7 protein-coding genes are annotated in these 7445 nt (G+C 73.7%); 5 read left to right on the forward strand and 2 right to left on the reverse strand.

What is annotated here, in order from left to right; translation table 11 throughout:
- From CA983_RS37905 to CA983_RS37920, 4 genes are all read left to right on the forward strand, one after another.
- On the forward strand, positions 1-458 hold a 458-nt coding region (locus CA983_RS37905), incomplete at its 5' end, for an SCO6045 C-terminal-like domain-containing protein (protein ID WP_483027226.1).
- A gap of 339 nt (positions 459-797) precedes the next feature.
- Positions 798-1592, forward strand: a complete 795-nt coding sequence (locus CA983_RS37910) for a DUF4142 domain-containing protein (protein WP_086605259.1) — start codon at positions 798-800, stop codon at positions 1590-1592.
- 44 nt (positions 1593-1636) lie between these two features.
- Positions 1637-2407: a TIGR04222 domain-containing membrane protein gene (locus CA983_RS37915; protein WP_086605260.1), complete on the forward strand. Its 771-nt coding sequence runs from the start codon at positions 1637-1639 to the stop codon at positions 2405-2407.
- A 113-nt stretch (positions 2408-2520) separates the two neighbouring features.
- On the forward strand, positions 2521-4143 hold the full coding sequence (locus tag CA983_RS37920) for an alpha/beta hydrolase (protein WP_086605261.1): 1623 nt from the start codon (positions 2521-2523) through the stop codon (positions 4141-4143).
- On the opposite strand, the gene hemQ is transcribed toward CA983_RS37920, so the two are convergent.
- Together hemQ and hemG are read right to left on the reverse strand one after the other, a co-directional pair.
- Positions 4144-4887, reverse strand: a complete 744-nt coding sequence (gene hemQ / locus CA983_RS37925) for a hydrogen peroxide-dependent heme synthase (protein WP_086605262.1) — start codon at positions 4885-4887, stop codon at positions 4144-4146. It abuts the gene before it with no gap.
- Between the two features lie 5 nt (positions 4888-4892).
- Positions 4893-6359, reverse strand: coding sequence for a protoporphyrinogen oxidase (hemG, locus tag CA983_RS37930; protein WP_086605263.1), 1467 nt, complete (start codon positions 6357-6359; stop codon positions 4893-4895).
- 156 nt (positions 6360-6515) lie between these two features.
- Here hemG and CA983_RS37935 point away from each other — a divergent pair.
- The coding region (locus tag CA983_RS37935) for a DUF4349 domain-containing protein (RefSeq protein WP_244207270.1) at positions 6516-7445 on the forward strand (930 nt) is incomplete at its 3' end.

A 7445-nucleotide genomic window follows, 5' to 3' on the forward strand; every position in this document is an offset into this window, starting at 1 on the left:
GGGCGGCACGGGGCGCCTTCGGCCTGCCCCACCCTGGTGGGGACGGTGCCCGGCAGCGGGTCGGGCTCGCGCAGGCCGCGCTGCTGTCGGCGCTGGTCGCGGGGACGCCCGTGCCCGAGGGGTTCGACCGGGTGCGGGTCGGCGTACAGGCTCGGGCGCTGGCCGCCAAGCGGGCGGATGTCGWGGCGAAGGTCGCGCCCGAGCTGCCGGAGATCCTCGGGGCGGACTACCGTACGGCCTTCCTCGCGTACGCCCAGACCCAGCCGATGACCGGCGGCTACCGGCGTGACGCGCTCACCTTCGCCGAGCACCTGCTGTCCGCCGGGCGGCCCGGGGACGCGGCGGCGCGGCGGGAATTGCGGGAGTGGTGGCTGGAGCGGTCGGGACCGTCGCCCCGATCGCGCCGCCCGGTCCACCGGCTGGCCCGCGCCACCCGGAAGGTGCTGCTCCGGCGCTGATTGGGGACGTCAGCCATCGGGCGGGAAGCGGCCACGGGGCTCACCGCCCCGGCGGCGTCCCGGTGGTCCATGGGGACCCGGGTGGGCTGGTCACCCGGCCTCGCCCGTCCGCACGCGAGTGTGCCGGGGCTGACACCCGGTTCACGCCCGCCTGGAGCCATGGATGTTTTGAGCCTCTTTGCCCCGGCAAGTCCCCTGTCACGCCTCCCCCAATCGTCCCGTCCTGCCCCCGTTACAACCATTCGCCCGTGTAAGGCAGTTGACGTAGACCCCCCGGTAACATGTCAACTCCGCACCCGAAACGCACTAGCGTGCGGTGCCGTACCAGGAGGCACCACCATGCGACCGCGACCCCCCGTCAAGGGCCGAGGCATCGTCAGCGGCACAGGGCTCATCGTCACGTGCCTGGCGGCGACGTTCGCCGCGCTGGTCTTCTCCCTCTGGCCGTACACCGACCGGCAGGGGACGGGACCGGACGGGCTGAGCGCCCAGACCCTGCGCACGAGCTACGGCCCGTTGTCCGCGCTCGACCAGGACTTCCTCGTCAAGGTCCGACTGGCCGGGCTGTGGGAGCTGCCCGCGGGGCGGCAAGCACAGGCGAAGGGCACCACGCCGGCCGTCCGGACGGCGGGCCGGCATCTCGTCGAGGGGCACAGGTTCCTCGACGAACGGGTCCGCGGTGTCGCCTCGCGGCTGAACCTCGCCCTGCCGAACGAGGCCGGCGACCAGCAGAAGCAGTGGCTGGAGACCCTGGACGAGGCACAGGGTGCCGAGTACGACCGCCAGTTCGCCACCATCCTGCGGCTGGCGCACGGCAGGGTCTTCTCGGTCGTCGCCCAAGTCCGTGCGAGCACCCGCAACTCGCTGGTGCGCGACCTCGCCGACGACGCCAACACGACCGTCCTCGACCACATCAAGGTCCTGGAGGCCACGGGCTACGTCGACTTCGACGCTGTGGCCCGCGACCTGGCCACCGGGAGCTCTCCCCCGGCGGCGGTCCCGGCTCCGGTCTCCCCCAACTCTCCGGTTCCGGCGCCGGACCCGGCCTTCACGCTTCCGCCGCCCACCTTCCGCCCGCCACCGGAGCAGGAAAACGGAACGTCACATACCGACAACACTCCGTCCGGATCGTGAACAAGGCATGGTGTTTCCGGGACCGTGTCACATACAAACAACATATGCTCTGGGTTCTTTTCCTGCTGGCGGCCTGGGCCGTGGCCGGCACGGCGTGCACACGCCTGTGCCTGACCGCCGTACGCGCCGCGGCCGCCGACGCGGACACCGGCCGCGTCCATGAACTCACGCTGTACGAGGCCGCGTTCCTCTCCGGCGGACCCCGCCGGGTCGCCGACGTGACCCTCGTCGCCATGGCACGCCAGCGCCGGCTGCTCCTGGCCCACACCGGCTGGGCGACGGTCGTCGATCCGCGCGGGCGGGACGAGATGGAGCGGTCGGTCATCGGGGCCATCGGCCCCGAGGGGCAGTCCCGGATAGCGCCGGTGCGGGCCACCGCCGCCACGGCGGACGCGGTGCGCGGCATCGCCGACCGGCTGGTGCGCGCGGGACTCGCCGTGCCCGACAGCGCCCGTACGACGGTCGCGGCGGCCGTCCGGCAGGTGCGCTCGGCGGCCGTCGCCGTACTCGGTCTCGGCGCGGCCGCGCTGCTGACGCCCGCTCCGCCGGACATGCCGCGTCATCTGGTGGCCCTGTGGTTCGCGCTGCCGCTCGCCCTGACCCTGAGCTGTCTCGCCATCGCCCGCATCGAGGCCCACCCGTACTCGCGCTGGGCCTCCCCGGCCGGCCAGCGGCTGCTCGGCGCACTGGCCCGGAACGCGGACGGCACCGCCGACGACCGTACGTACCTCACCTCGGTGGCCGTACGCGGCGTCCGCGCGATCGGCGAGCCGGACCTGCGCGCCGCCTTCACGCACCGCGAGGCACACGACTGACAGACGGGGGCGCACAGGGGCATTGACGCCGACACCGGTGAACGGTGCTTGCCTTCCCCAACCGCTCCACGAAACATCCCTTTTGTCGCCACCGTGCACCGAAGGGATTCGCGATGAGAGCCGCCCTCCTCTACTCGGCAGCAGGGTCCTTGCTGCTGAGCGCCCTCACCGCCGCCCCGGACACCGACGGCGCGAGGGCGACGGCCGAGCTGCGCGGCACCGCGGTGGCCGCCGCGCGGGCGAAGGCGGCCGGCATCGACTTCGGCCCGTGCCCCGACGCGCAGGACCTGCCCGGCAGCATGCGGTGCGGCACGGTCACCGTCCCGCTGGACTACGCACAGCCCGACGGCACGCAGATCGAGCTCGCCGTCGGCCGCGCCCGCGCCACGCAGAAGGACCCGCACAACAGCAAGCGCAAGGTCCGCCGCCAGGGCGCCCTGGTCTACAACCCGGGCGGCCCGGGCGCCTCCGGCCTGTACTTCCCCCTCGTCGGCCTGCTCCCCGAGTGGAAGCGGCTCGCGGCCGCGTACGACCTCGTCGGCTACGCCCCGCGCGGGGTCGGCCGTTCCGCACCGCTGTCCTGCGAGGACCCCAAGCAGTTCTTCAAGGGGCCCACCCAGTCACCGACGCACCCCTCGGAGTCGTACAAGAAGGAACGCATCGCGCAGGCCAAGGCGTACGCGCGCGGCTGCGTCGAGCGGGCCGGCGGCGCGCTGCGGCATTACCACTCACTGAACAACGCCCGCGACCTCGACGTGCTGCGCGCCGCGCTCGGCGAGGAACGGCTGACCTTCATGGGCTCGTCGTACGGCACGTACTTCGGAGCCCTGTACGCGACGCTGTTCCCCGCCCGTGTACGGCGGATGGTGTTCGACTCCGCGGTCGATCCCGACCCGGCGCAGATCTGGTACCGCAACAACCTCGACCAGTCGGCGGCGTTCGAGGACCGCTGGCGGGACTTCCGGAAGTGGATCGCCCGGCACCACGACGTGTACGGGCTGGGCAGGACCGCGCGGGAGGTGCGGCGCAGCTACGAGCGGGCGAGGGCCCGGCTGGCCGTCGAGCCGGCCGGCGGGAAGGTCGGGCCGGGACAGTTGCAGGGGGCGCTCCTTCAGGCCGGGTACTACGACGACCAGTGGCCGCACCGGGCGCACGCGCTGTCGGCGTACCTCAAGGGCGATCCCGGGCCGCTGGTCGAGCAGGCGGCACAGCACCCGGAGGCCGCCGTCGAGGCGGAGAACTCACGCGCGGTCTATGTGGCCGTCGAGTGCAACGACGCCCCCTGGCCAACGGACTGGGAGGTGTGGGACCGGGACAACACCCGGCTCGCGCGGGTGGCGCCCTTCGAGACCTGGGACAACGTGTGGACCAACCTGCCCTGCGCCTACTGGGAGGGGCCGCGGCAGCGCCCGCTCGACGTCGGCACCGGGCCGGGCGAACTGCCGCCGACGCTGATCCTGGCCGCCGAGCGGGACGCCGCCACGCCGTACGACGGCGCCCTCGAACTCCACCGCCGCCTCGCGGGCTCCGTCCTGGTGAAGGAGCGGGACGCCGGCACGCACGGCCTGGCGGGCGGGACGAACGCCTGCGTCAACGGCTACATGGAGGCCTACCTGCTGGAGGGCCGGCTGCCGGGACGGGGTGCGGACTGCGCCGCGCGTCCGGAACCGAAGCCGAGGCCGCAGCCGCGTTCGACGGCCCCGGAGAAGCCCCGGGCCGGACGACCGCTCCGCTGATCAGGCCAGACCCGCGACCAGCTCCGCGATGTCCTTGCGGCGGCCCGTGAAGAACGGGACCTCCTCGCGGACGTGCCGACGCGCCTCCGAGGCGCGCAGGTGGCGCATGAGGTCGACGATGCGGTACAGCTCGTCGGCCTCGAAGGCGAGGATCCACTCGTAGTCGCCGAGGGAGAACGAGGCGACCGTGTTGGCGCGCACGTCCGGGAAGCCGCGGGCCATCTTGCCGTGGTCGGCGAGCATGCGGCGGCGGTCCTCGTCGGGCAGCAGGTACCAGTCGTAGGAGCGCACGAAGGGGTAGACGCTCACATAGTTGCGGGGCGTCTCGTCGGCGAGGAACGCCGGGATGTGCGCGCGGTTGAACTCGGCGGGGCGGTGCAGCGCCATGTTCGACCACACCGGCGTGAGCGCCCGGCCCAGCTTGGTGCGGCGGAAGAGGTTGTACGCCTCCTGCAACGCGTCGCTGGTCTCCGCGTGCCACCAGATCATGAGGTCGGCGTCGGCGCGCAGGCCGGAGACGTCGTACGTGCCGCGGATGGTCACGTCCTTGGCGGCGAGCTGGTCGAACAGCTCCTGGACCTCGTCGGCGTATCCGGCGCGGTCCTCGGGGAGGACGTCCTTCAGCTGGAAGACGGACCAGAGCGTGTAGCGGATGACCTCGTTGAGGTCCTTGGCCAGCTTGCCCTTGTTCGGGATGCGGTCGGGCGTGGCGCTGGAGGCCGTGGTGGAGGCGTCGTCACTCATGCTCCTCATTCTCCCGCTCCGCCGTGCAGGCTCTGCACCGGGTGGGCGGTGAGCTCCTGCACACCCCGCAGGTCGCCGTGGATCTGGTCGACGGCGGCGTAGGCACTCGCGATGCACGCCGGGATGCCGACGCCGTCGTACGCCGCGCCGCACACAGCGAGCCCCGGGACCTTCGCCACGTGCTCGCGGATGCGGGCCACGCGCGCGTGGTGGCCGACGGGGTACTGCGGCAGGCCGTCGTCCCAGCGGGTGACGCGGGTGGCGACGGGTGTGGCGTCCAGGCCGGTGGCCGCCTTCAGGTCGTGCCGGGAGACCGCCACGAGCCCGTCGTCGTCGCGCTGGAGGATCTCCGTCTCGCCGTACCGTCCGACGGAGGTACGCAGGACGATCAGGTCCGGGTTCTCGTCGGCGATCCAGCCCCACTTCTGCGAGGCGAACGTGGACGCCTTGATGGTGCGCCCGTCCACCGGCGGCACGAGGAAGCCGCTGCCCTCGGGGAGGGCCGTCTCGGCGCGGCGGTAGGCGAGGGTGACCAGGGCCATGGAGGCGTACTCGACGCCGCCGAGCTCGGCGGCGGCCTCGGGGGACTCGGTGCCCAGGAGCCGGGCGGCGGCGGGGGCGGGGACGGCGAGCACGACCGCGTCCGCGTGCAGCACCCGCTCACCCGTGACCACGCGCCATCCACCGCCGTCCGCGGCGCTACGGCGCAGCTCCGTCACCGACGTCCCCGTCAGGATCTCGCCCCCGCGCGCCCGCACCGACTCCGCCACCGCCAGGGGCAGCGTGCCGACGCCGCCCTGGAGGCCCATGAACACCGGGCCGGTCTGCTGGGCGGCGGCCGCCTTCGCCTGGAGCTCGCGGACGCCCTCCGTCAGAGAGGTGTGGCTGCGGGCGGCCTGGAAGAGCTGCGGGACGGCCGAGCGCATCGAGATGCGGTACGCGTCGCCCGCGTAGACGCCGCCCAGCAGGGGTTCCACCAGGCGGTCGACGACCTCGCGGCCGAGGCGCGCCGCCACGTACTCCCCGACGGCCACGTCGTCGCCGACCTCCGTGCGGGGCAGCTCGGCGTCGCGGTCGATGCGGGCGAGGCCCTCGTCGGACAGCACGCCGGACAGGGCCGCCGCCGTGCCGGGCACGCCCATCACGTGGCCCTTGGGCATCGGGCGCAGCGCGCCCCGGGTCCAGATCGAGGCCGTCGCGGTCGCGGGCGGCTGGAGCCGGTCGGCGAGGCCCACCTCCCGGGCGAGCGCCACCGCCTCGGGGCGGCGGGCCAGCATCGACTCGGCGCCGAGGTCCACGCGCGCGCCCGCGATCTCCCCGGGCAGCAGCTTGCCGCCGACCCGGTCGGAGGCCTCCAGCACGGTCACCCGCGCCCCGCGCTCCAGCAGCCGGTGCGCGGCCGCCAGTCCCGCGATGCCCGCCCCGATGACGACGACCTGCCCCGTGCCCGCACGGGCTTGAACTTCGCGCATGCCCCCAGCCTCTCAGACCCCACTGACAGCGCTGCCGCGCCCCGGTGTCCTTCACGAGTCCCGACCGTGACCGCATCGGAACCGTCCCGGACCAAACGTCCGGCACCGCCCGGGCGTCGAAGAAACGTCAGCCGAACCGATCCCGGGGGAAACCACATGCGCACACGCCGACCCGCTCGCCACCCCGTCCCGGCCCCAGGGGCCGTCTGCAAGATCCCGCTCGCCCCGCGGCGCCCGGCACGCCCTCTCGCCGCGCTCCTGCTGGCCGCGGCCCTCGCGCTCACCGGATGCAGCGGCGCGGGAGAGGACTCCGCCGGCAGCAGCGCCGCCGACCGGGGAGTCGCCGCCCCGGACGCCGACGGCAAGGCCGGCGCGAACGAGGCCGCCCCCGGCGGCGCCGGAAGCGGAGCCAGGGCGACCGCTCCGGCGAAGCTCCCCACGGCCCACATCATCCGCACGGCCTCACTGACCGTGCGGGTCAAGGACGTCCCGAAGGCCCTGGAGGAGGCCCGCACCGGCACCGAGAACGCGGGCGGCTACGTCGGCAACGAGACCACCACCCGGGACGAGGAGGGCCACGAGCGCACCCGCGTCGTGCTGCGCGTGCCCGTCGAGAAGTACGACGAGGTCCTCACCGAGCTGGAGGGCGCGGGCAAGCTCCTCGACCGCAGCGCGAAGGCGGAGGACGTCACCGACCAGGTCGTGGACGTGGAGAGCCGGATCACGTCGCAGCGCGCGAGTGTGGCCCGGATCCGCGAACTGATGGACCAGGCCACCAAGCTCAGCGACGTGGTGACCCTGGAGGGCGAGCTGAGCACCCGCCAGGCCGACCTGGAGGCGCTGCTCGCGCGCCAGGAGTCACTGAAGGACCGCACGAGCCTGGCCACCATCACCCTGTCGCTGTCCGAGACCCCGGTGAAGAAGGAGACGAAGGACGACGACCCGGGGTTCGTGGACGCGCTCGCGGGCGGCTGGAACGCGTTCGTGACGATGCTGCGCTGGCTCGCGGTGGCCCTCGGCGCGGTCCTGCCGTTCGCGGCGGTGGCCGCCCCGCTCACGCTGCTGTGGCTGCGCGTCGTACGCCCC

Origin of the sequence: Streptomyces swartbergensis (assembly GCF_002148965.1) — a bacterium.
Taxonomy (GTDB): Bacteria; Actinomycetota; Actinomycetes; order Streptomycetales; family Streptomycetaceae; genus Streptomyces; species Streptomyces swartbergensis.

Coding starts and splice junctions, on each gene's coding strand:
- CA983_RS37915 (WP_086605260.1), top strand. CDS start 1,637: ATGCTCTGGGTTCTTTTCCTGCTGGCGGCCTGGGCCGTGGCCGGCACG.
- CA983_RS37910 (WP_086605259.1), top strand. CDS start 798: ATGCGACCGCGACCCCCCGTCAAGGGCCGAGGCATCGTCAGCGGCACA.
- hemG (WP_086605263.1), bottom strand. CDS start 6,359: ATGCGCGAAGTTCAAGCCCGTGCGGGCACGGGGCAGGTCGTCGTCATC.
- CA983_RS37920 (WP_086605261.1), top strand. CDS start 2,521: ATGAGAGCCGCCCTCCTCTACTCGGCAGCAGGGTCCTTGCTGCTGAGC.
- hemQ (WP_086605262.1), bottom strand. CDS start 4,887: ATGAGTGACGACGCCTCCACCACGGCCTCCAGCGCCACGCCCGACCGC.